Origin of the sequence: Pedobacter sp. SAFR-022, from assembly GCF_051965375.1 — a bacterium.
GTDB lineage: Bacteria > Bacteroidota > Bacteroidia > Sphingobacteriales > Sphingobacteriaceae > Pedobacter.
Map to the genome: position 1 here is coordinate 113,117 of NZ_JBQCME010000006.1, position 24,986 is coordinate 138,102.

The 24,986-nt window shown below is 45.0% G+C and carries 18 protein-coding genes; 8 read left to right on the plus strand and 10 right to left on the minus strand.

The window, feature by feature from the left end:
* Positions 1–10: 10 nt before the first annotated feature.
* From hemC to ACTHQF_RS14495, 8 genes are all read right to left on the minus strand, one after another.
* On the minus strand, positions 11–1,588 hold the full coding sequence (gene hemC / locus ACTHQF_RS14460) for a hydroxymethylbilane synthase (RefSeq protein ID WP_440431191.1): 1,578 nt from the start codon (positions 1,586–1,588) through the stop codon (positions 11–13).
* A 145-nt stretch (positions 1,589–1,733) separates the two neighbouring features.
* Positions 1,734–2,966, minus strand: a complete 1,233-nt coding sequence (gene hemA, locus ACTHQF_RS14465) for a glutamyl-tRNA reductase (RefSeq protein ID WP_440431193.1) — start codon at positions 2,964–2,966, stop codon at positions 1,734–1,736.
* A gap of 100 nt (positions 2,967–3,066) precedes the next feature.
* Positions 3,067–5,028, minus strand: coding sequence for a (E)-4-hydroxy-3-methylbut-2-enyl-diphosphate synthase (ispG, locus tag ACTHQF_RS14470; RefSeq protein WP_440431195.1), 1,962 nt, complete (start codon positions 5,026–5,028; stop codon positions 3,067–3,069).
* An 18-nt stretch (positions 5,029–5,046) separates the two neighbouring features.
* Positions 5,047–5,667 (minus strand): RDD family protein, encoded by a 621-nt coding sequence (locus ACTHQF_RS14475; RefSeq protein WP_440431196.1) that lies wholly within the window; start codon positions 5,665–5,667, stop codon positions 5,047–5,049.
* Between the two features lie 16 nt (positions 5,668–5,683).
* Positions 5,684–6,640 (minus strand): LiaF transmembrane domain-containing protein, encoded by a 957-nt coding sequence (locus ACTHQF_RS14480; RefSeq protein ID WP_440431198.1) that lies wholly within the window; start codon positions 6,638–6,640, stop codon positions 5,684–5,686.
* Positions 6,641–6,642: 2 nt separating this feature from the next.
* The gene (locus ACTHQF_RS14485) at positions 6,643–7,278 is read right to left on the minus strand and encodes a PspC domain-containing protein (RefSeq protein WP_440431200.1); all 636 of its coding nucleotides are present in this window, start codon (positions 7,276–7,278) and stop codon (positions 6,643–6,645) included.
* Between the two features lie 18 nt (positions 7,279–7,296).
* The gene (locus ACTHQF_RS14490; protein WP_440431202.1) at positions 7,297–7,986 is read right to left on the minus strand and encodes an SDR family oxidoreductase; all 690 of its coding nucleotides are present in this window, start codon (positions 7,984–7,986) and stop codon (positions 7,297–7,299) included.
* Between the two features lie 32 nt (positions 7,987–8,018).
* Positions 8,019–8,303, minus strand: coding sequence for a hypothetical protein (locus tag ACTHQF_RS14495; RefSeq protein WP_440431204.1), 285 nt, complete (start codon positions 8,301–8,303; stop codon positions 8,019–8,021).
* Between the two features lie 124 nt (positions 8,304–8,427).
* Between ACTHQF_RS14495 and ACTHQF_RS14500 the strand changes: the two genes are divergently transcribed.
* The 5 genes from ACTHQF_RS14500 to ACTHQF_RS14520 all read left to right on the plus strand — a co-directional run bounded on the left by ACTHQF_RS14500 (position 8,428) and on the right by ACTHQF_RS14520 (position 12,839).
* Complete coding sequence (locus ACTHQF_RS14500) at positions 8,428–9,162, plus strand: MlaE family ABC transporter permease (protein WP_440431206.1); 735 nt, start codon at positions 8,428–8,430, stop codon at positions 9,160–9,162.
* The gene (locus ACTHQF_RS14505; RefSeq protein WP_440431208.1) at positions 9,159–9,911 is read left to right on the plus strand and encodes an ABC transporter ATP-binding protein; all 753 of its coding nucleotides are present in this window, start codon (positions 9,159–9,161) and stop codon (positions 9,909–9,911) included. Before ACTHQF_RS14500 ends, ACTHQF_RS14505 begins: the two co-directional genes overlap by 4 nt.
* Before the next feature lie 20 nt (positions 9,912–9,931).
* Positions 9,932–10,819, plus strand: coding sequence for a class I SAM-dependent methyltransferase (locus ACTHQF_RS14510; RefSeq protein ID WP_440431209.1), 888 nt, complete (start codon positions 9,932–9,934; stop codon positions 10,817–10,819).
* Between the two features lie 83 nt (positions 10,820–10,902).
* The gene (locus ACTHQF_RS14515) at positions 10,903–11,955 is read left to right on the plus strand and encodes a hypothetical protein (protein WP_440431211.1); all 1,053 of its coding nucleotides are present in this window, start codon (positions 10,903–10,905) and stop codon (positions 11,953–11,955) included.
* 299 nt (positions 11,956–12,254) lie between these two features.
* The gene (locus ACTHQF_RS14520) at positions 12,255–12,839 is read left to right on the plus strand and encodes a HupE/UreJ family protein (RefSeq protein WP_440431213.1); all 585 of its coding nucleotides are present in this window, start codon (positions 12,255–12,257) and stop codon (positions 12,837–12,839) included.
* Here the strand turns inward: ACTHQF_RS14520 and ACTHQF_RS14525 are convergent.
* Complete coding sequence (locus ACTHQF_RS14525) at positions 12,836–15,787, minus strand: DNA gyrase/topoisomerase IV subunit A (protein WP_440431215.1); 2,952 nt, start codon at positions 15,785–15,787, stop codon at positions 12,836–12,838. The two genes, ACTHQF_RS14520 and ACTHQF_RS14525, sit on opposite strands and share 4 nt — an antisense overlap.
* A gap of 67 nt (positions 15,788–15,854) precedes the next feature.
* A complete protein-coding gene (locus tag ACTHQF_RS14530; RefSeq protein ID WP_440431216.1) occupies positions 15,855–16,349 on the minus strand; it encodes a cytidine deaminase in 495 nt (164 codons plus the stop codon).
* 167 nt (positions 16,350–16,516) lie between these two features.
* Here ACTHQF_RS14530 and ACTHQF_RS14535 point away from each other — a divergent pair, with 167 nt between their 5' ends.
* Genes ACTHQF_RS14535 through ACTHQF_RS14545 form a run of 3 tightly spaced genes read left to right on the plus strand, consistent with a single transcriptional unit; the run spans position 16,517 to position 24,945 of the window.
* Positions 16,517–21,637 (plus strand): translocation/assembly module TamB domain-containing protein, encoded by a 5,121-nt coding sequence (locus ACTHQF_RS14535; RefSeq protein ID WP_440431218.1) that lies wholly within the window; start codon positions 16,517–16,519, stop codon positions 21,635–21,637.
* Positions 21,621–23,945, plus strand: a complete 2,325-nt coding sequence (tamL, locus tag ACTHQF_RS14540) for a translocation and assembly module lipoprotein TamL (RefSeq protein WP_440431220.1) — start codon at positions 21,621–21,623, stop codon at positions 23,943–23,945. The genes ACTHQF_RS14535 and tamL overlap by 17 nt, the downstream gene beginning before the upstream one ends.
* Before the next feature lie 7 nt (positions 23,946–23,952).
* A complete protein-coding gene (locus tag ACTHQF_RS14545) occupies positions 23,953–24,945 on the plus strand; it encodes a YihY/virulence factor BrkB family protein (RefSeq protein WP_440431222.1) in 993 nt (330 codons plus the stop codon).
* Positions 24,946–24,986 lie beyond the last annotated feature (41 nt).

The following is a 24,986-nucleotide window of genomic DNA, read 5'->3' on the forward strand; positions in this document are numbered from 1 at the left end:
CCTCTCTTTTTTAAATTTCTAATCCAAACACAGCTTCGGCAAGTCCCAATTCATCAGGTGAGAACGGAAGGATGTAGGAAACACCCATCTCATCAAGCTTCTTCCCTGTTGAACTGCCGATAGCAATTACTTTCTGTCCCGGATCCAGTAAATTATTCTTAAAATATGCCTCCACATTCGAAGGGCTAGTAAATATGAGCACATCAGCAAAGGTCTTGTCCGTCTCATCAGCGATCACCGTTTCATAGATCGGCAGATCTACAACCTTCGTGTCGGCAGATAAAGCTTTCGGAATCGTCAGCAACGAGTCCTGTGCCCTTGGGAACAACACCGTTTCACCTTTAACCAATGCGGCAAATTCCACAGCTACATCCTGCACATCGCCACTTTCCCCAACATAATCAGCAAGGTGGCCATGACGGCGCAGGGCATCTTCGGAGCCGCGGCCCACAACACCAAACTTGACTTTCTTAGATAAAGCAGGCTTCAGCTTAAAAAAGAATTCGACACCATTACGGCTGCTGAAGAATATCCAGTCGATGTTTTTCAGGTAAAAAGGATCAAGAATGTTCACGATCGGAAATGTCCGGATCAATGAGCGGTCCTCTATTTGAATGTTGTGCTTATCTAAAGCACGTCTGAAATAACTATGTGGGCCGATTTCTCTTGAAATAAACACCTTCCCTGGCTTTTTACGGGCGGGGTTGTATTTACTTACAATCTTCTCGGCCATACCGTCAAGGCTTTCCGTTCTAAAGAAAACGCGATCCGGGAAAGCATCACTATCGTCTGCTTTCGAGGTCCAGATCTCATACTTACCGTTTTCTTTTTTACAGTAGCAACCTAAAGGCATATGGCAGCCACCCTCAAACATATTCAGCACCTTCCGTTCTACCGCAATCTGACTTGCCGTTTCCGGATCATGAATCTGTTGCAGGAGCTCATAAAGCGCGGTATCACTTTCTCTGATCTGAATGGCTAAGGCACCTTGCGCCGGTGCAGGTATCAACTCCGTTGGTTCGATCACCTCAACATGAAATTCGCTAAGGTCAATCTTTAACCTGTTCACACCAGCTTTTGCCAGTAGAATGGCATCGTAGTTTTCATCACGGAGTTTTTGGATCCGGGTAGGAACATTTCCGCGTAAATCTTCGATGTTTAAATCCGTTCTAACCGCCAGGATCTGTGCTTTTCGGCGGTTGGATGATGTACCAACCATCGCGCCGGTTTTAAGCGACAGCTTTTGCGTTACATCGACACAATCTTTAAGGATGAGCAGAAGCTCTGACGGGTCTTCCCGTTCTGGAACAGCAGCGATAACTAAGCCGGCGGGGTGTACCGTTGGAAGATCCTTATGCGAATGCACCGCAAGATCAATCTTACCACTTAACAACTCTTCTTCGAGCTCTTTGGTGAAGAAACCTTTTCCTTCCAGTTTATCCAACCTTAAATTTAAGATCTTGTCCCCCTGCGTCTTAATTATTTTCAGTTCAGCTTCGACACCAATACCAGAAAGTCTATCCTTGATATAATTGGCCTGCCACAAAGCCAGGTCACTACCTCTAGTGCCGATAATAAGTCTTTTCATTCAGATTTAATATGATATAACGCATTAACAACATGGATCTATGCGCACCAGATGATGCCGCTGCCATGCTGATCGAGGACAAATTTAACCTAAAAGAGTTATAGTCTTAAATATTATAGAAATAATGTAATTGCCTTGACGAAGCTTAGATTTCGTTACTATTCACCAGGATCTCTTTGGCCATAACCATCGGAACACTGATGCATTTTTTCTCCATATAGTTCATTACCCTTTCCAGAATAAGCTTGGAGTTTTCGTCCATGGTGCTGATCTCGTCAGCAAACACGCCATTGATTGCAGTATTCTTGATCTCTTTGATCTTCTTCGGTACACTGCTCATCGCAATTTCTATTTTGCGCTGACGTAATACCAGATCAAATTCTTTGATGTTCTGCTCAATGATGGTTTCCGCGTTTACCAGTTCGTCGTAACGTTCCTGGATGTTTTTGCGGGCAATTTCCTTTAGAGATTCCACTTCGATGTAGTGGACAGGATAGTTTTTGATCACTTCCACTGCGGTGTCATTGGGGATAGCGAGGTCAACAATAACCTTCTTGTCGCTCTCGCCATTCAGCAGCTTTTTATAAAGCTCCTCTGTGATGATTGGCTCTGTAGCACCAGTACAGGTAATGATCACATCAAAGCCGCCTTTAAAGTTCTCCAGTTCTGTAAGTGGATAAGCTTGCGCATTAAGGTCAGCAGCCATAGAGGCCGCATTCTCCACGGTCCTGTTGAAAATAGAAAAATTGGAGTATTTATGTTTTTTGAGGTACTGTGCTAAGTTTTTGTTGGTTTCTCCGGATCCAATGATCAGCAGCCTCGAGTTGGCGCACATACTTAGATCACGAAGTTTCCGGTAAGCAAGAGAAACAACAGATACCGGATTTTTAGAAATGTTCGTATTGGTATAAACTTCTTTAGCGGTTTTCACTACACGGTCCATAATGGTACGAAGACCATCACCGGTAAAGCCGCCCAGCCTGCAGTTCTCATAGGCTTTTCTGATCTGTGCAAGAATCTCCTTCTCACCTACTACCAGACTTTCTAAAGAGCAAGATGTCCTTAACAAATGATTGAAGGCCTCCACCTTCTCGTAAACAGATACTTTATCCACAAATGCTTCCATGTATTCTTCCGGAAGCCCCATATCCAAAACTGTCAGAAACTTAACCGTAAAATCACGGTCAACCTTCTCGGGTGTCGTAAAAATAAACTCAACTCTGTTACAAGTGCCGACATAAAAGATCTCCTTTATGTTCAATTCATCCTGAATTTTTTTAAGTCGGTCATCAAGTGTTTGCTCGCAAATCACCAATTTACCTAAAGCTTTTAGATCAATTTGTTTGTGAGTGAAAGCAATAATCTTTAAATATTCCAAGGTAGGTTCTGGTGTTATTTTCTAGGTAACAAAAGTAACAAGCGGATGCTGTACCACTGTCATTAGGCTGTAATTAACAATAATTTAGAAAGGTTCTATTTTATCGGCCACTTTCAGCCCAGTTTCCGTCTTCTTTGATGAGCTCAATCAGGTCATCCAAAGCACGTTCTGTATTCACGTTTTTCTTCACCACCTGCTTGCCACGATAAAGGGTGATCTTACCCGGACCAGTACCCACGTAACCATAATCCGCATCCGCCATTTCGCCCGGACCGTTAACGATGCAGCCCATAATACCAATTTTGATCCCTTTAAGATGATCTGTCCTGGAGCGGATCAACTGAGTTGTTTCCTGCAGATCAAAAAGTGTTCTGCCGCAACTCGGGCAGGAAATGTATTCTGTTTTCGAGATCCTGGTGCGTGTAGCCTGCAGAATCCCGAAGCTTGTGCTGTTTACCAGGCCAAGATCCTGATCCTCTTCTTTGACCAGCCAGATACCATCACCAAATCCATCGGTTAACAAAGCACCAAGGTCTGTCGCAGCATAAAGCATCAGATCATCATTGCTGATCCCTTTATAGCTGCGTCTGATAATTACCGGCAGGCTAATACCTGCTTGCTGCATTTTATTGAAGAACGCGCGTTGCTCAGCCATGCCATGTTCCGCAGATGTTTCTAACACCAACACCACATGATCTCCTAAAGACCTTATAAAAGCCTCATCAAAATGCAGGGCATTAATCAGCAGAAAATTTATGGAAGGGTCTTTTACTTCTGCCTGGATAAAGTCAGTTGCCAGAAACAATGGATAACAGTTGGTCCTGTCTTTAAGCGACAACCAGGTATTATAGTTATAAACCTGACGAAGGTTTCCAGGAAAGGCGAATGATGGCAGCTCGTCACCTAGGAAGACAAGATCGGCAGCCTGATCTGCCAGGTTATACTTATCTAAGCCTGCATGGTAACGGTACCCTGCTGCATTTAGAAAATAAGGATCTTTCAGGTTCTCCGCACGCACATCCAGCATCACCACAGGATGATGATGCCCACCGATGTTTTGCACCACGGAAGTTTGTCGTCTGTTATATTCGAAAGGACTATACGTTAAATTTCCAGGATCAATAACCTGCACAGCAGCCTTGCCCACTGAGCGCTTAGCATAGCGGTCCGCCAGGCTTCTTGCAACAGGCGCTTCAAATTCCGGATCCTCGGTTAGTGACACACGGATCGTGTCACCAAGGCCGTCTTCAAGCAGGGTTCCAATACCTACCGCCGACTTAATACGCCCATCTTCCCCATCACCTGCTTCTGTCACACCAAGATGCAGCGGATAGTTCATCCCTTCTTTCACCATGGTCTCCACCAGCAAACGGTAGGCTTGTACCATCACCTGGGTGTTACTGGCTTTCATAGAAATCACCAGGTTATAGTAGTTCAGATCTTCGCACATGCGGATAAACTCCATTGCAGACTCCACCATTCCTCTCGGTGTATCGCCATAGTGGCTCATGATCCGGTCGGATAGCGAACCGTGATTGGTTCCAATACGCATGGCGGTACCATATTCCTTACAGATGTTCACCAAGGGCTTAAACTTCTTGTAAATGCGCTCAAGCTCCGCCTGATAGGCAAGTTGTGTATATTCTATATTCTCAAATCGTTTCTTATCGGCATAGTTTCCCGGATTCACGCGAACCTTCTCCACAATCCTTGCCGCCGCTTCGGCAGCATTCGGCGTAAAGTGAATATCCGCCACCAGCGGAACATTGTAGCCACGACTTCGCAACTCCCTTTTGATGTTCGCCAGGTTTTCCGCCTCTTTCATGCTTGGCGCCGTAATCCGTACATATTCACAACCAGAATTCACCATTTTTATGGTTTGCTCCACCGTCGCCATGGTGTTCATGGTATCAGTGGTTGTCATAGACTGAATCCGGATTGGGTTGTTTCCACCCATAGGCACATCACCGATATACACTTCCCGGGTTATAAATCTTGAATAATCAGTTAAGCTGTTGCAATATATGCCGCCAAGTACCTGCGGCGTTGTTACGTTTTCCATGCGTTACAAAGATAAAGATTATATCAATCGATCTTTAATAACTAGCGTATTTGCAGCCATGTCGTGAAAGCATTGTTGCTTTTTGTTGAGAAAACTATAGAGGTATCCAAAAAAGAACGGCAATACAGACAGGATCTTCGCGGCATTACGACCAAAGGCCGTGATCAAATCTATCCGGTTGCCCCACATATCAGTAACCTTAATATTTAGCAGTTTTTTACCCAGGGTACCCTGGGCCCTGGAACTTTCAGCAAATACACCATAGATAAACTTAATTACCGGTATCGCTGGCAACATTGTTATGCCCACCGAGATCCGCATGGTTTTCTCCTGAATAATCAGAAAACTCAGCAGCAAGGCAAACACATAGAACATCAGGATCAAGAAGTAGTCTACGACAGATGCCAGTAAACGCTGATCAAAGGAAGCAAAATATTGGGGCGCGGTTTGCTGGTATCTGAAACCAAGAAGCTCACGCAGTTCAGGGAACTCCTGAGCTTCTTTATAATCATTCATACCTGGTTTACGGATAAAGGTGCCTGACTTGATATTCAGGCCTTTTAACTCGGCTAGTTGATACGGGCCCTGCGGCTTGCCGTTGATCACAACCGTGTACTGCACCGATCCAGAATCTGCCATCTTCGTAATTCTCGTCTTAGTAACGGGATACTTCAAAGTTACTTAATCCACCATCAAGTGTGATAAAGATCTTTTTGGTTGAACCGGCATAATTTGGCGTCTCATACGAGCCGTCGTTCAGCTTGGTGAATCCCGTGAAATCTTTGGCAGACAGGCCAGTACTGCTCTTGATGCGACAGCCTGCGCCAGTTGGAACTTTAATTTTTACATCAGCAACACCTGTCTTTACGACAACATCTGCAATAGGCAGTAAATCACCCATCTTAATGTCCAGTGCAGCCGCACCACCTTCAAACTTGAAGGTCCTGATCTTGTAGGCGGACAGGTCAAAATCTACCTCCCCCGCACCCATATTCATATTTACCTCCCACTCCGGCTGGGTGTTCAGTTTAAAATCGACATCATTACCGCCGTCGCCCATGTTCCACTTTCCCTTTTTCTCCTGCATTCTGAAGGTCAGTTTTTGTACAGAGTCAACAAACTCCTTCTGCAGGGTAAAGGTACCTCTGGATTTTTCGACAACTGCATTGATCAGACTGTCTGTTGGACCATCCAGCCTGAAAGATGTGCCACCACCGGAGATGTTCAATACCACCTTCTTTGAGCTGTCGGGATGAAAGGGCTCTGCGAAGGTCAAACGCTCCATATGAGCAGTGTCATCCACCTCATCGTCTATGTCAATGTTAATGTCCTTGTCAAAGTTACCCCCGAACAAACCGCGGTGCTCCGGCGGCTGTTGTCCACGATAAAACAGGAATCCTAGCGTAATTACCAGCACACCGATTGAGATCATGCTGCCAGTCTGCGACTTATTTTTGTTAAAAAGTATGTTTACACCAGCAATGATCAGGAACACCGGCCAGAAGCCCCATACATTTCTCCAGTAAAATTCTATGACATTAAAGTTTTCGAGCAGGAGTACCAGACCTACAAACAGCAGGATAATGCCCCATAATATTCTATCTAGTTTCATGGCTACAAAGTTTTGGTGTTATCAGTTTCATTTTTCTCCTGCGCCTGTTGGTTCAGGGTCTCATCTTTCCAGTCCTGAAAGCTGTCATTACGTTTTGATTTCATGATGAAGCTTAGACCGATTGCAACAAACACCAATGGCCAGAGTTTATGCAGCTTAAACCAATATGGGATAATGTCGAATTCGTTCATCAGAAAGTAAAGGCCGATGACCAGAAGAAACAATCCGCCCACGGTCCGGCCGGTATCATTCGGCTTGCTAAAGCTTTTGAAGTCCTGCGGCCTGGTCCAGTTTGGACCTGAAGCAAACGGATTTGTGGTGCCAAATGGATCTGCAGGTTGTGCAGGTTCAACGGGCTCTACCGGTGCTTGCCATTCCGGTGCAGTGTAACCGGTAGTGGGTCCCTGCTGCCTGAAAAAATCATTAAACTTGTTGTACTTCGCTGCAGGGTTCCGGTTTACCGGTACCACGATCCACATCACCAGATAAACCAGTACCCCGGTTCCAACCAGAAAGACGGTGGACAAAACAAACAGAAGCCTGATAATGGTAACATCTACCTCCATGTAATCTGCAATGCCGGATGATACACCAGCGATGACTTTCTCAAAGTCGTTTCGATATAAGCGCTTTTCCATAATATGGGCCTCCTTTTCCTAAAAATTTATTGGTCTGATGATCAGCTCATCTACGTTCGCTCCAGTGCTTAATTTTAGGAGCTGACTGATGCTTTCGGCAATGTCTTCAGGCTGAACAAACTTTTCTCTCGGAATCTCCGTGCCGTCCCAGGAAGCGGTGAGCGTAGAACCGGGAAGAATTGCAGTAACCTTTACATTGTGTTTTGCCAATTCATCTCTCAATACATTATTAAGACTGAGCAAGGCTGATTTAGTTACAGCATAACTACCGGCATTTTCCTTAATTTGCTTACTCGCTGTAGAACAGATGTTTATAATATGGCCGGAAGCCTGTGTACGCATCTGCCTACCTATATATTTACTGAGGTAATAGGCGCTGCTGAGATTTATTTGCAGCTGCTGCTCGAAACTGTCATCATCTTCATCCAGGAAACTCCCAGGAATGAACACCCCGGCGTTATTTACCAGCAGGTCTACCTGCTCAAACACGGTCGAACAGAAATCGCAAAATTCATAAACAGAAGACTTGCTCGCGCAGTCTGTCGCGCGGTAATGTACCTTGACATCGAAAGCTGCTAACGTTGAAGCCAAGGCGCTGAGTTCAGCCTCATTTCTGGCACAAATCGCAAGATTGTAACCTTCCTCAGCCAGCTTAATAGCAATGGCCCGCCCTATTCCTTTTGTAGCACCCGTAATTATCGCATTCATGTTTTTTATAATAAAAAAACAAAAATACCTTTTTACGAGGCTTGTTGGCGTTCAATTTCGGTCCCAATTTCGGAGATGGTTTTTTCATCAAGCAGCACTTTAGCCGTGTTGCTATCATGATGTTCATACATCTTATATATGCCAGGGCTCACCTGATCTATTGGGAGCTCCTCCCAGTTCCCGGTATCTTTCGACTTCACGATTTCCCCTACCAACATATCATGGTAAATAACTTTGTAGGCTTCCGGGCTTTCCGGCTGCAGGGTTAGCGATATCGGCTGATCTTGTATTGTAATGGTGATATTGAAGGAATCCATAAAGTGCTTTTGCAATTAAACACACTGCTACCATGATTGTTTTTTAATAAATTACCCAACCATGCAACAATTTTTATTGTTTCTTTGTAGTATTCATATTAATTGTACTTAGCTAACCTATTAAATGAATTTTACAAACTTTGGTAAATACATTCTGCTGTTAAAGGCTGTTTTCAGAAGGCCTGAAAAGTTCTCTATTTATATGAAAGCGATTTTTCAGCAGATGAACTTCATCGGCGTCGGCTCCCTGGGTCTGATCTCCATCATCTCAACTTTCATCGGTGCAGTAATGACGCTGCAGATTGCCTTTCAGTTGGTTAGCGACTTTATACCACGTACAATTATTGGTTCCGTAACCCGCGACTCGAGTATTCTGGAACTTAGTCCAACCATCAGCGCCATTGTACTTGCCGGAAAAATAGGTTCTGCAATATCCTCTGAAATCGGCACCATGCGGGTAACCGAGCAGATCGATGCCCTGGAGATCATGGGCATAAACTCGCCCGGATACCTGATCCTGCCGAAGATTCTGGCGGGTATTACTATGGTACCACTGTTGGTAATCTATGCCATGATGTTAAGCATCATTGGCGGCTTTTTCGGTGGAACACTATCAGGAGCGATATCGGCGGCAGACTACATTCAGGGGATCACCACAGACTTTATTCCTTATACCATTACGGTAGCTTTAGTTAAGGCCTTTGTATTTGGATTTATCATCACCTCGGTGCCCGCCTACGAAGGTTTTTATGTGCAGGGTGGCGCTCTGGAAGTTGCACAGGCCAGTACAAGAGCTGTTGTGGTAAGCTGTATTTCAATCCTCGCCTGTGATTATATTGTAACCCAATTGCTATTATGATTGAAGTTAAAGACATTCACAAGTCCTTCGGGCCAAATAAAGTGCTCCAGGGCATATCAGGCACATTTAAACCAGGGGTAACCAACCTGATCATCGGGGGGTCCGGCTCGGGAAAAACCACCTTGCTGAAGTGTATGATCGGGCTGCACAAACCTGAAGAAGGCAGCGTACTCTACGACGGCAGGGAATTCACGAACATGAGCTTTGAAGAACGGATCGAGATCCGTAAGGAAATTGGTATGCTCTTTCAGGGTTCTGCCCTCTTTGATTCCATGACCGTTGAGGAAAACATCATGTTCCCCTTAAACATGTTTACCGATCAACCTAAATCTGAAAAGATGGACCGTGTAAACTTTTGTCTTGAACGTGTGAACCTCGAAGGCAAAAACAAACTTTTCCCTGCGGAACTATCCGGCGGTATGAAGAAACGTGTTGGTATTGCACGTGCCATTGCCATGAACCCGAAATACCTTTTTGTGGATGAGCCCAACTCTGGATTAGATCCAAAAACATCCATCGTTATCGATGAACTGATCAAAGAGCTTACGGAAGAATATAATACCACAACCATTGTGGTGACGCACGATATGAACTCTGTAATGGGTATCGGCGACTACATCTTATTCCTGCACCAGGGTAAAAAGTTCTGGGAGGGCTCGAATAAGGAAATTGCCCATACAGACATCGAAGAACTAAACGATTTCGTCTTTGCCAGCCGCTTTATGAAAGCCGCAAAGAAGAATTTTTAATACACACTTATAAAATAATTATGATTAGCCTATTAAGTCCCACTCATTGGAAAGATTATGAGCTGATAGATTGCGGGGATTTTGAAAAACTTGAACGCTTTGGAAACCTGATCCTGTCAAGACCAGAGCCACAGGCTGTTTGGAAGAAAACACTTTCTGAGCAAGAATGGAAAAAACAAACCCATATCCGATTCAAAGGCCGTTCAGCGACTTCCGGAGAGTGGATCAAAACTGCTTCGCAAATTCCGGATCGTTGGAATATTTCCTATACCAATGATGAAGTTACCATCAACCTGAGACTTGGCTTAACGTCATTTAAACATGTAGGGGTGTTTCCTGAGCAAGCTGTGAACTGGGACTATATTTCTTCCAGCGTGAAGAAGTTTAAAACCCCGAATCCGAAAGTATTAAACCTGTTTGCTTATACCGGCGCCGCTTCATTGATCGCTAAAGCTGCGGGTGCAGATACGACGCACGTAGATTCCATCAAACAAGTGGTAAACTGGGCAAATGAAAACCAGGAACTTTCCAACTTAAAAGATGTACGCTGGGTAGTCGAAGATGCACTTAAATTTGTTAAACGTGAACTTAAACGCGGTAAAAAATACAACGGTATCATCTTAGATCCACCGGCATTTGGCCACGGTCCAAATGGCGAAAAGTGGAAACTGGAAGACCATATCCAGGAAATGATGCAGGAAGTAGTGCAACTGCTGGATGAAAAAGAACACTTCCTGATCCTGAATACCTACTCTCTTGGTTTTTCTTCCGTTATCGTAGAAAACCTCGTTAAAACATCTTTCCCACAGGTTCAAAACCTGGAAACTGGCGAACTGTTTCTTCAGGCAACCTCTGGTATTAAGCTGCCACTTGGCGTGTTTGGTAAATTCAACAAGTTTCAATCCTAATTAAAGCTTATACTTGTAACACATCGGCTGCGTTTAAAAAGCAACCGATGTGTAAGTTTAGTTTAACACCTAATGTATCCCATATGATTAAATCTCACCTGACCGGGTCATTCTTTCTCGGTTTGACGGCCCTTGGGCTAATGTCTTCCTGCGGCTCGGCGGAGCAGAAAGCAACTGCAAATGGCAACACAAATGCAAAGGTCACAAATGCTGCGGCAATAACCGAAGCCGAACCGGAAGTGGAAAGAACGCCGGTGGATACTGCAAAATACGATGAACTGATTACAAAACTTGCCAACGGGGATACGACTGGAAAGTGGCCGGTAAAGAACCAGCCCTATCCACTGGCAGGTGCAATCCTACCCTTTAAACGGATCGTGGTTTATTATGGTAATCTGCATTCTAAGAGAATGGGCGCCCTGGGCGAATATCCACCCAAAGAGATGTGGAGCCGCCTGAATGCGGAAGTTAAACGTTGGGAGAAAGCAGACCCCGCGACACCAGTACAGCCAGGCGTGCATTATATTGCTGCCGTTGCCAGCGGTACTCCTGGTAAAGACGGCAAATACATCAACCGCATGGGAAACAATCAGATCGATTCGGTGATGAAAATCGCTAAAATGCACGATGCCATCGTATTTCTTGATCTCCAGGTTGCCCTGAGTAACATCAAAGACGAACTGCCTCGAATTGAAAAATACCTGGCCTTGCCAAATGTTCACCTGGGTATTGATCCGGAGTTTAGCATGAAAGATGGCTCAAGACCTGGAAGCAGAATCGGTACTTATGACGCTGCCGACATCAACTACTGTTCGACTTACCTGGCAGACCTGGTGAAGAAACATGACTTGCCGCCAAAAGTATTTACCATACACCGGTTTACCAGAAAAATGGTAACGAACTATAAGAACATTAAACTCAGACCAGAAGTGCAACTGGTCATGCATATGGACGGCTGGGGTGGCCCAGAGCTTAAGAAAGGCACCTACAGACACTTCATCGAAAGTGAACCTGTACAATTCACCGGATTCAAACTGTTCTACAAGAATGATCTTAAACAAGCGCCAAACCGCTTGATGACGCCGGAAGAGTTGCTTAAACTTAAACCGGCACCGATCTATATTCAGTATCAATAAGAATTCACCATCCTTTTATAAGCAGCCCAAAGTGGCTGCTTTTTTTTGCCTGTACATCGGGCTTTCCACAAGGCTAGGCAACACATAAAATTCCCGATCAGCCTAGAATTTACTCGAGTATTGCATCATAGTGGAGACGAAGTTGATAGGGGTTTGCTACGTCTCCATACGTACGAAGTACGGAGCAAGCACCTGGCAACTACGTCACAAGTACCTTGCAAATCCAATGCAGGCCTGAACCTCAGGGCTTACCAAGGGGCATTTTGATTTTCTAAGTTTAATTACGATTTTGAGCCGAAATGCAAGATTTCCCACTTTATTTCCAGCTAGGCTGGCAACACATTTTAGATTTTCAAGGATATGATCATATCCTGTTTGTGATGGTTCTTTGTGGCACTTACACCATTTCCGAATGGAAAAAAGTCCTCATTTTAGTTACCGCTTTTACGATCGGACATAGTATTACGCTGGCTTTGAGTGTACTCGATATCCTCAAGATCAACAGCGCGCTGATCGAATTTTTAATTCCAGTAACCATATTGATCACCGCAATAGCAAACCTGTTTAATAAAAAAAGCAAGCCCAAAGGTGTACAATTTAAGTACTGGCTCGCTTTGTTCTTTGGTTTAGTACATGGAATGGGCTTCTCGAATTACCTGAAAAGTCTGTTGGGTAAGAGCAGCAGCATTGTCGCTGAGCTCTTTGCTTTTAATGTAGGACTTGAATTTGGTCAGCTGATTATTGTAATTGCCACGCTACTCCTGGCATTTATTCTAATCAACATTGTGAAGGTCAAAAAGTGGGATTGGACGTTTTTCCTTTCTGCAGCAATCTTTGGTATCTCGTTCATGATGGCCGCAGAAAGGATTCCAGGCTTGTTCTAAAACAAGCCCAGTTGTCCGGTGTCGTCAATATCAATATCCTCCGGATTGGTAATTTCCAGATCTATCTTCTTTTTACCCCAAGGCTTTTTGACCTTAGGCTTTTTTGGCGCTTCATCCGCTGTATTGCTGGAGGCTTCGGGCGCAGCAACGGTTTCCACAGGAGCATCAGGGCTAACTTCCGGCACCGCATCAATAGGCGCTGCTGACGCAAGCTCTGGGGCTTCCGGTTCCGTCTGATGTTCTTCTGGTTCTTCTTCCGAAGGCTCAGGCGCAGCATCAACAGGCATTTCCTCCAGTTCCGGCGCTTCGGTTTCTTGTACTTCCGGAGCTGGTGCTTCTTCCGCCTTTGAAACTTCTTTCAGCGGGATCACGAGGGGCAATACGCCAGCGGGCAACTCCCCTTCCACAGGTTCGTTTGTTTCTGCGGCCTCTTCAATCACAGGCTCAATTTCTTCTGCATCTACAATCTCAATGTTTTGCACCTCGTGCGGTGTCATACGATTGCCAAGCGCTTTGATGCCTTTTAGATCAATAAATTCAGCGAGTACAATTTCCAGTGTTTCCGGGATCTGCGTTTTGCCCTTCAGCACATCTACAACCAGCTTCGCATCCGGATTGCTGGTGATACAGATCAGTTTCGATCCAGGCTCCTCGCTGATCAACGACTGCTTTTTACCTACCGCAATTGGCTCAAACACGAAACGTTTGATAAACTGGTTCTTTGCTTTACCATCGTAATGCACGACAGCGAAAGGCTTTTCAGGATCATATTTTTGAATGATGATCAGGTCTGCATCGAAGTGATTGCTGAGCTCAAAAGTGCTGAGTTCATACCAGCCCTCCCGGTGTACCTGGAGGATCTTATCGTCCCCATCAAATTCACCGAGGTATTTTCCCCTGCCATCTACGTTCAATCGTCTGAGGAGATCATCATACCAGATTTTCAACCCTGATAGTGTGGAAACACCCTTGCTCTTCAGCACGATTTTTTTAACCGGGTATTTCGATAAGATATTACCTTGTGAGCCTCTACCCTTAATGCTGGTTTCTGCAAAGTCAACGTCGAAGTTTACCTTCTTCAGCTTAGAATGTGGCTTCAGCTGTACACTGATAATCTCTGCCTCTCCATTTGGATTAGCAGTAAAGTAGAGCATCTTAGAGCCCTTGGTACCTTTAGTCAGGTCATATTCCTTGTCACGGGTAACCCCCATCACCGCAAAACGTTTGATGTAAGCGATACCGCTTGCACCATCTTTATAGATCATGTTATAAATGGTACGCTCGTCGTTTTTCTTGAATACGGCAGCATGGATGATGCCTTTGCCGACAAAGGTCTTGTCAGCAACTTTGGTGATGATACACTTACCATCCTCACGAAAAACAATGATCTCATCCAGGTCGGAGCAGTCGGTGATGTATTCATCTTTTTTCAGACCGGTACCGATAAAGCCGTCGATACGGTTCATGTAAAGCTTCACGTTGGCAAGCGCCACTTTAGAAGCCTCCACCCTATCAAACAAACGGATTTCCGTTTTACGTTCGCGGCCTTTGCCATATTTGTCCTTTAATTTCTGGAACCAGGCGATCGCATAATCAGTAAGGTGACGCAGGTGGTTCTTCACGACCTTGATCTCTTCCGCAAGCGACTTCATCTGTTCATCCGCTTTCTTCACATCAAAGCGGGTGATACTGCTCATCGGTTTATCGATCAGCTTTTTAAAATCTTCCGGCAGGATTTCCCGGTAGAGTTGCGGTTTAAAAGGATCGAATAATCCATGGAGTACCTGTACAACCATATCGAAGTTACTCGAGTTCTCATATTCAGGATGTTTATACATACCTTCCTGAATGAAGATCTTTAACAGCGAACTGAAGAAGATCTTTTCCTGTAAGTCATGCAAGCGAATTTCCAGCTCTTGCTTAAGCAAGGCTTTCGTGTTATTGGTATTCTCAATAAGGATATCGTTAACACTCAGAAACTGCGGCTTATCATCTTTAATGATACAGGTGTTTGGCGATATGGACACCTCGCAGGAGGTGAAAGCATACAGCGCATCTATGGTGACATCCGGAGAGATACCGGGTGCAAGTTGAATGACAATCTCCACGTTCTGGGCGGTATTGTCTTCGATTTTCTTGATTTTGATCTTACCCTTCTCATTTGCAGATAAGATACTGTCGATCACAGATCCCGTAGTGGTACCGTAAGGGATTTCCGTAATAACCAAAGTCTTTTTATCCTTCTCGGTGATCTTAGCGCGCACGCGGATCTTACCGCCACGCATACCTTCATTGTAAGCAGAGAAGTCGGCCATACCACCGGTAAAGAAATCCGGCAGGATGTTCGGCCGGATACCTTTTAGTGCTTCGATGGAAGCATCAAGCAACTCCACAAAGTTGTGCGGCATTACCTTGGTAGCAAGACCTACAGCAATACCTTCGGCACCTTGCGCCAGCAATAAAGGAAATTTTACGGGTAAGGTTAAAGGTTCATTATTCCGGCCATCGTAGCTCAATTGCCAGGTTGTGGTATCAGGATTGAAAACCACATCGTTTGCGAATTTAGACAGGCGCGCCTCAATATACCGGGCCGCAGCAGCGCTGTCGCCGGTAATTGGATCTCCCCAGTTTCCCTGACAGTCGATCAGGAGATCTTTCTGGCCGATCTGTACCATGGCATCACCGATGGAAGCATCCCCGTGCGGGTGATACTTCATGGTATTACCAATAACATTTGCAGCCTTGTTAAAGCGGCCGTCGTCCATTTCTTTCAGCGAATGCAGTATTCTACGCTGAACAGGTTTAAGCCCATCATTAATATGGGGCACCGCACGGTCCAGGATCACATAAGAAGCATAATCGAGGAACCAGTTTTCGTAAAGGCCAGTAATAGGAATTACGGTATGCTTATTTTCTTCGTTTAATTGTGCTTCAGTTTCTTCACTCATCAAAAGGGGTTTAAATCCCGTAAAGATAAGGTTTTAAAAAAATATTTCGATCGTTTTAATGTAGTTCTTACGATGCTCCAAGTAGTCTGTCTTCCACGAAAACGAATGGCAGCAGGCTTTGAATGCCTTCAACCTTAAGGATTTCGCCACCAAGGCAGTAGAACAGCACAGCGATCTCCGTACCTTGCTTTTGTTCTACCTCCGCCATCACCTGCAAACAGCCTCCACAAGAGGTGACCGGCTTGGTTATTTCGAAAAGGTCTGTTTTCGCCGTGATGGCCATACTTTTGATTTTAGCCGTCGGACGGGAAACACCAATAGAGAATAAAGCCACGCGTTCTGCACATAGTCCGGACGGATACGCCACGTTCTCCTGATTGCTGCCGAGTACAACTTCATCGTTGTCCAGCAACACGGCAGTACCGACTTTAAACTTGGAATACGGTGAGTAGGAAGTCTCCAGCGCTTTTACGGACTGCTCACAAAGCTGTCGATCCTGCGCATTCAACTCATCAAGGTTTTCGTAACGGGTATATTTGATGTTGAAGTTTAATTCTACCATAAATTGTTATCTAAAAAAATAAAGGGCTCGCAAGAACGGTAAAATTTAACAGATTGCACTAAACAATTTGCAATATTTTATGTAATAAGGAGTACAAAGCCTTGTGCCATCGCTAGTGGCATGATATTGGTTTATTTACAGCATTATCCACCAAACAAACCAAGCAATTGAATACATATATACGCAAGAGTTTAAAAGTTATTCTTTGGGTCATCGCGAGCATAATCATGCTTGTTGTACTGGTAGCCTTGTCTTTGAACATTCCCGCTGTTCAGAATTTTGTAAAAGATAAGGCGATCACCTTCTTAAAGAATAAGACGCACACGGAAGTGCGATTGGAGAGTATTAAGATCGCTTTTCCAAAAGATGTGGTGTTGAACAAGTTTTATATGGAGGATCTGAACAAAGACACCTTGCTATATGCACAACGACTTGCGGTAGACATCAGTTTGCTTAAACTCATCAACAATAAAGTGGAGATCAACAACATTGAACTGGAAAACATCCGTGCCAATGTGCACCGGATTGATCCGGATACGACCTTTAACTTTTCTTTCCTGATGGACGCATTCATGTCTGAACAGGCGAAACCAGAGGAAGAAGTGGAGAAAGATACCACCTCTACCCTGAAGTTTTCGATGGATAAAATTAGCCTGGAGGATATTGGCATCAAATATCGTGATGATGTTGCAGGGAACGATGTGGTGTTCTACCTGGGTGAATTTAAATCGAGGATCAAAGATTTTGATCTGGCGAATCAGCATTATGTGATTAAGGAGCTTAGCATGAAGAACACTTCGTTGAAGTACCTTCAGCAGAAGCCTTTAACACAGCTGGCGAATCATATTGAAGCGTCGGTGGACAGCACGAAGACGGAATCCGGCAAACTGCCGCTGGTGGAAATCCAGGACTTCAACTTTAACAACATCAAGATCGATTTTAATGATAAAGTATCCGGCATGGATGCCTTGGTAAACCTCAACAACCTGAATATTGAGGACCTGTTTGTGGACCTTACCAATGGAAATTACAAAGCGGAAGAAGCAAAGATCAATAATACCAGGATCATCTTCAATCAGGTCGCCACAAGTACCAGGGCGAATGTAAACATCAATGAGTTTTCGATAACCAAATTGCTTGCGGACCTGAACAAAGGCAAGTACCAGGTGGATAAAGCGGCATTGAATAAGTCGGATATCCGCTTCGCCTTCAAACCTGCGGCAGCGCCTGCAAAAGAGGATACTAAAACTGCAGATACGACGGCGGCGGCGGGAATGGCATTTCTGGCGAATAATCTTTCGCTTGCGGAGAACAACATACAATTTGACAACCTTGCGGAGAAGCCGGTAGCTGGCATGGACTTCAATCACCTGAAAATTTCCAACCTTGGGCTGGTTGCCGACTCCCTGGCCTATAGCGATGCGGGCATCAAGGTTAAAGTACAAAGCGGAAACATGCGGGAAAAGAGTGGCTTTACCTTGAACACCCTAAAAGGTGATGTGGCTTACTCTGATAAGGCGATTAAGGTAAATAACCTGGTTATTAAGACTCCGAATACCTCTATTGAAAACAATACGCTGCTTACCTATACCTCCTTGGAGGATCTGACCAAACATCCGGAGCGTGTGAAGATGAATATGGTCATCAAGAACACTACGATCGGCTTAAGAGATGGAAGCTACTTCAGTCCTGCCATACCTGCCGCTTACCGGAACGAAAAATTTACCGTAAATGCAAATGTAAATGGTTACATGAGCAACCTGAATATCCCACGTTTTCAGATCACCGGGTTGAAAAGTACCCGCATCGACATTAATGGCAATGTGAAAGGCTTGCCGGATGCAGAAAAGGCTGTGATCGATCTGAACATCAAACAATTTTCGCTGGGCAAGGGCGACCTGCTTGCAGTGATTCCAAAATCAGCTTTGCCCGCCAGTATAGAACTGCCAAACCGTATTCAGGCAACGGGTAAGTTCAAAGGCTCCATGACCAACTTCAACACCAACTTCAACGTGAATACCGACATGGGCTCTGCGAAATTACTCGCCGGCATGAAAGGTGCAAAAGGCAGGGAAAGTTATACTGGTCACGTGGAGTTGATCAACTTCAATGTGGGCCGCTTGCTAAAACAACAGGATCAAATCGGGAAGATCTCGGTACGTGCCGATGTTGCTGGTACCGGCCTGGAGCCAAAAACCGCAAAAGCGAGGTTCAATGCTAAGCTACTAAGTGCAACGTACAATAAATATACTTACCGGAACCTCAACGTTAACGGTGCATTTGCGAATCAGTCTCTTGATATAAAAGGCAACATGCCGGATAGTAATGCCAACTTTGACATGGCAGCACTGGTGAATATTGCCGGAAAATATCCTTCGATTAAAGCGGATCTGAACCTGAAGAAACTTGACCTGCAACGTCTGAACTTCAGCCCTACGGCGTTTAGCGTTGCGGGGCTGATCAAAGCCGATGTGCCTACCGCAGACCCGGATTACCTGAATGGGGACATCGCTGTCACCGGACTCCAACTGGCACAGCAAGGCACATTGATCAACGTAGACAGCATCATTGTTCATGCTGAGGCTACTGAAGAACGGAATCTCTTAACCTTACGCTCCGAGGTTTTAAGTGCCAGGGTAGATGGCAAGTATCAACTTACCAACATCGCTCCTGCCATGATCAACCAGATCAACAAGTATTATCAGTTTGGTGAAGTGACAAAGATCCCCGATCAGCGTTTCCGCTTTGCCATGAACATTTACAACTCTAAATTACTACAACAGTTTGTACCAACACTCACGACCTTCTCGGGTGCAAGAATGTATGGCTTATTAGACACGCAGAAAGATAGCCTGTTGATGACGGTTGCTGCACCGCAGGTGGTATATGGCGACTTTAAAGTAGACAGCACCCGGATCAACGTTGATAATAATGAGGCGAAGCTGAACTATGGCCTTTATGTAAAAGCTATTCAAAGCCCTTCTATTTCTCTGTTTAATACCGAGATTAAAGGCGATGCAGCAAACAACCTGCTTGGGCTGAACATCTATCTTCGGGATAGTAAACTCCGCGACAAGTATGTTTTGGGAGGAACCTTCCAGTCCATCAATAAGGACTTCCGTTTTAGCATGGATCCTGCTAAACTTTTGCTGAACTATGATAAATGGACGGTAGCACAGGACAACTATATCCAGTTCGGCAATTCAGGAATTCTGGCTAATAACTTTAACTTAAGTCAGGGCACGCAGTTGCTTGGCATTAACAGCACGAGCAGCACACCAAATTCACCTTTACAGGTGCAGTTCAAAGATTTCAGAATTGAGACATTGACCAAATTCGCCGAACAGGACAGTTCACTTGCAGGAGGTTCCATCAATGGAACGGTAGATGTGAAGGACCTGGCTTCTACAGCAAAGTTTGAGGCGAATTTAACGATCAGCGACTTACGCTACCAGAAAGATAATCTGGGCACCTTAAGGGTTGCGGTAAACAACAATACAGAGAATGCCTTTGATGTAAACGTAGCCTTAGCAGGCGTTCACGAGTTCCGTGTCAATGGGTTTTACTATACTGGCCCGACCAGCGCCATGGACCTGACATTAAACATCGACAAAATTGACCTTGCCGCACTGGAAAGCCTTTCCATGGGTCAGATCAGACGAGGCTCCGGAACCGTTACCGGTGCATTGAGTATCAAGGGAACGCCGGCTGCACCAAGGGTACTTGGTGACATCAATTTTAACCAGGTTGCCTTCAATGCAACCTATGTGAATTCCTATTTCAGGATGCCTAATGAGCGCATCAGCTTTACCGAGCGTGGTGTAGACTTCAACAACTTCACCATCATCGATTCGCTAAACCGGAAAGCGACCATAAGTGGCGGCGTTTTGACTACGGATTACAGCAATTTCAGATTCAACATGGATATTCGTACAGACAACTTCCGCGTGATGAATTCAACGGCTCTGGATAACGAGATGATGTACGGTACCATGTTCCTGACCAGCAACATCAAGGTTCGAGGCGACTTGAATCAGCCGGATGTTAACATGGATGTTAGTATATTAAAGGACACCCGCTTCTTTTTTGCCTTGCCTACAGCAGATCCATCCATTATAGATCAGGAAGGTATTGTGCAGTTTATTGATGCCGATGCCGCACCGTATAATGGTCAGACCGCATTAGCGACAGACAGCGTTCAGAAGGCGCCGGTTACAGGCATCAATCTCACCGCCGCGGTAAAGGTAGACCCTGAAGCCGAGTTCAACGTGATTGTTGATCCATCGAATGGCGACGCCCTGATGATCAAAGGTGAGGCTGACTTAAACGCAACGATGGACCCTAGTGGTAAGATCAGCTTAACCGGAAAGTACGAAGTAGCTGATGGTTCCTACAACCTTACTGTTGGTCCGCTTGGACAAAAACAATTCTCCTTTGTTAAAGGAAGTACCATTGTATGGACCGGGGATCCAATGTCGGCGAATGTTGATCTGACGGCATTGTATGAAGTTAATGCAGCGCCGATCGATTTACTGGGTGATGCTTCAAACTTCCAGGCAAAAACGAAGTTACCATTTCAGGTTTTTCTGATGATGGATAATGAGCTGATGAAACCAGATATTTCCTTCCGTCTGGATCTTCCGGAGAATGAAAGAGGTGCCTTAAATGGTACGGTGTACACCAGACTGCAACAGGTGAATCGTGACGAAAGCGAACTCAATAAGCAGGTATTTGCGTTGCTGGCACTGAACAGGTTCATCGCCAACAATCCATTCCAGAGTCTTGCCGGAGGTGGCGGTGGGGTATCTACCATGGCACGCTCGAGTGTGAGCAAGTTGCTTACCGAACAGCTGAACAACCTTGCCTCTGACCTGATACAGGGTGTGGAACTGAACTTCGGCGTAAATACCTCGGAAGATTACTCGACCGGTTCACTGGAACAAAAAACTGATCTGGAAGTTGGCCTATCCAAGCGACTGCTGAATGACAGGCTAACGGTTACGGTAGGTAGCTCCTTTGGGCTGGAAGGACCGCAAACACAAAGCTCCAACTCCAGCAATATCGCCGGCAACGTCAACGTGGAGTATGCATTGTCTGCCGATGGTAGATATAGGTTGAGGGCCTATCGCCGGAATCAGACAGAGGCAATTGTGGAAGGACAGATCGTGGAGACTGGTTTAGGATTCGCATTAGTTGTGGACTACAATAAATTCAAACAGATTTTCCAAAGCAGAAAGAAAAGAACAAGAATACAAGAACAGAGCGAACAAAATGAAACAACTAATTAGACCCTTTTTATTTATCCTGATTTGCCTGGTATGGTCGGCTTGTAGCAATACAAAGTACCTTAAACCAGGACAGATCCTATACACTGGCGCAGAAGTAGAAGTTAACCCGGACTCCGCGAAGAAGATAGAGGATCAAAAAGGTGTTAAGTCTGCTCTGGAAACTAAAACCAGACCGAAGCCAAACAAATCTATTCTCGGCCTGAAACCTAAACTCTGGATCTATAATGTAGCAGGAGAGCCAAAGAAACCTAAGGGTATTCGCAATTGGCTGCGCAATAAAGTGGGCGAACCGCCTGTGCTGCTGAGTCAGGTAAACCTACAGCATAACAGCGACGTATTAACCAGCCACCTGATTAGTCAAGGCTACCTGCAATCTATTGTTACTGGTGATACGGTGATCAAGGATAAGAAAGGCGAAGCGATTTACACCGCCAATACTGGCGACCGCTACAAAATGGCCAGTGTAAAGTTCCCCGAGGATGTAGATTTCTTAACCAGCATCATCGATCAGAACAAGGACAAGTCCTTACTTGAAGCCGGCAAGTATTATGATCTGGACGCTTTCAAGAACGAACGGGTACGGATCGATAATGACCTGAAGGAAAATGGCTTCTTCTACTTCAACCCTGATTACTTGTTATTGCAGGTAGACAGCACCATAGGTAAGAGTCAGGTGGATGTTCGGGTGAAGGTTAAAGACGTGGCACCAGATGCAGCGCTGAAACCTTTCACCATCAACAAGATTAATGTTTATCCAAACTACAGTTTACGTCGTGACAGCACCTTAAGAAGGCTGCAACCGCTGGAATACAACGGCATGAACATTTATGATGACCGCAATACCTTTAAACCAAGGGTATTCGACAGGCTAGTATTTTTCAAGCCGGATGAATTATATAACAGAAGAGATCATAACCAGTCCTTAAACCGGATGGTTAATATTGGTGCTTTCCAGGATGTTCGTGCTGAATTTGTACCCATCGACAGTATGAAAAGCAACCAGCTGGATCTTAATATATTCCTAACCCCACTGCGTAAAAACTCCTTATCTTTTTCAGTGACCGGTACCAGTAAATCCAACAACTTCGTTGGTTCGGAGGTAACCTTAACGCAAACGACCCGGAACGTTTTCCGCGGTGCGGAACAGCTCGATGTGAGTGTGAGTGGTGGTTTCGAAACGCAGGTGAGTGGCGTTTCTAAAGGGCTTAACTCCTACTCCCTAACTGCAGAAGGTAAGTTAACCTTTCCACAATTCATTACACCTTTTTTCAAGTTTAACAGCACCAATGCATTCATTCCGAAAACCATTGCGAGGTTGCAGTATCAGCTTTTACAGAGAGGTTCCTTATACGGTCTAAACTCCTTTACTGGTGAATTTGGTTACAATTGGAAGGAAAATCAGTACAAGGAACACAACTTCAACCCGATTTCGATAACCTATGTAAGACCTACAGTTGATTCCTTAAGACGTGAACGTCTGTTTGACTCCATTCCAGGATTAAGAAGCACTTTAGAAAGGCAGTTCATTATTGGTAGCAGGTACAATTTCACCTACACCAACCAGATGGAAACCGAAAGAAAGAATAACATGTTCTTTTATGGTAGCGTTGAAACTGGTGGTAATCTCTGGGGATTGTTTGTGGATAAAAATGATGCTGGCGAACGCACCATCTTCAAAACACCATTAACACAGTTCGTTAGGCTTGAAGCTGATTTGCGGAATTATTATAAACTTACTAGAAATGTAACCTGGGCAAACCGTTTCAATGTAGGCTATGGTCATGCTTATGGCAACAGCACATCATTGCCTTTCGTAAGACAATTCTTCGCCGGTGGTAGTAATGACATCCGAGCTTTTCCAGCACGATCATTAGGTCCGGGAACTTACCGGATAGATACAGCGAGGTTTGCTGACCAGGCAGGAGATATCAAGATCATGCTGAACTCGGAACTGCGCTTTAAACTGGTGAGTATTTTACATGGGGCGCTATTTGCAGATGCCGGTAACGTGTGGTTACGTAAAGAGGATGTTGGAATGCCAGCTACAGCAGATCGGCCTGCAATACCAGGCCGGCCAGGCTCCGGGTTCCGGTTTAAAAATGCTTTAAGCGAGCTTGCTGTGGGTGCGGGAGCGGGCCTTCGTGTTGATGCTTCCATCTTCGTGGTTCGCCTGGATGTGGCCTTCCCGGTACGTAAGCCTTGGCTGGCACCTGGTGATCGCTGGGTGTTTGACGAGATCAACTTCGGTAACAAAGCCTGGAGAAAAGAGAACATCATTTACAACATCGGGATAGGTTATCCTTTTTAAAGCGCGCATGAGTATAGTAAAAAAATCTATCCGTTTTTTTAAGAGCTTTGGTAAGCTGTTTGTCGCGGCTGGTAAAGGTTTCGCGGAAGACCGCGTCACAAAGTTAAGCGCAGCGCTGGCTTATTATACCATATTTTCCATAACACCCCTGATCATTATCCTGATCTCTTTAACCAGTATCATTTGGGGGAATGATGCAACAGAAGACAAATTGTTCGCAGAGATAAATGAGTTTGTTGGTGTGGAAGCGGCTAAGCAGATCCAGGATTTTGTTGCACATGCAAGCCTTTCGGGGAAAAGTAATATTGCCCTGGCAATTGGTATCATTTCGCTTGTTGTGGGTGCTACGGCCATCTTTACCGAGATTCAAGACAGCATCAACCTCATCTGGAAAGTTAAAGCCGTACCTAAAAAAGGCTGGCTTAAAATGCTTACCAACCGTTTGTTGTCCTTCTCTTTGATCGCCTCCATGGGATTTCTGCTGCTGGTATCATTGGTGATCAACAGTATTGTTGTAGCCTTAGGTAACCGGTTGGAAGATTATGTTCCGGAAGTATCGTCGCTGTTGGTGCTTGTGCTAACAAATGCCTTAACACTCGCCGTCGTGACGGGAATTTTCACCATTATTTTCAAAGTGCTGCCGGATGTGATTTTAAAATGGCGTACCGCGATTGTAGGTGCATTGTTCACCGCTGTACTGTTTAGCATCGGCAAGTACCTGATTGGAATATATATTGAAAAAGGTGATCCAGGTTCTGCTTTTGGCGCAGCAGGTTCCATCATCGTGATTTTGGTATGGATCTACTATACTTCAATCATCCTTTATTTCGGTGCGGAATTCACCCAGGCATATGCCGAAAAGTATGATCATGGTATTCAACCAACACCGTATGCGGTGCATACGAAAACAGTAGTGATTGAAAAGGATGTAGCCGTCCTTCCAGCGCAACACCCGGAGGAGACTACGGACAGTCCGGAAGAGGAAGAAGAAGCAAAATAGACCCGCATAGAAAAGGCTTAGCAACGATTTGCTAAGCCTTT